The sequence below is a fragment of the Mesorhizobium sp. M8A.F.Ca.ET.207.01.1.1 genome (assembly GCF_004794715.1).
Lineage (GTDB): Bacteria > Pseudomonadota > Alphaproteobacteria > Rhizobiales > Rhizobiaceae > Mesorhizobium.
The window spans coordinates 1-278 of sequence record NZ_SRUS01000630.1; the positions used below are offsets into that span (position 1 = coordinate 1).

Here is a 278-nt window from a genome sequence, read left to right on the forward strand (position 1 = left end):
CAGGCGTTTCGACAGCGATTGCGCCATCTGGCCGGGATGGATCTTGCCGGTGAGATGGAGGATGTGCTCATCGCTGTAATCGGTCGCTTCGCGGTACGCCGAGACGCTCGGTTCGAGCATGTGCGCCATCTTGTTGAGGAGGGTGCCGACCGCCAGCTTCGCGTCGGCGATGACGGCGCCGTCCGCCTTGTAGACCTTGTCGATCTCGCCGCTGTCGATGTTGATGTGGAGGAGCTTGCGGTCCGCGAACAGGTCGTCGCGGAAACCGAAGGTCGCAT

The 278-nt window shown here is 62.6% G+C and carries 1 protein-coding gene; it reads right to left on the minus strand.

Annotation, left to right across the window (positions count from 1 at the left end; all coding sequences use genetic code 11):
* Positions 1-278: hypothetical protein (locus tag EN850_RS36810; protein WP_210238117.1), on the minus strand; the 278-nt coding region annotated here is incomplete at both ends.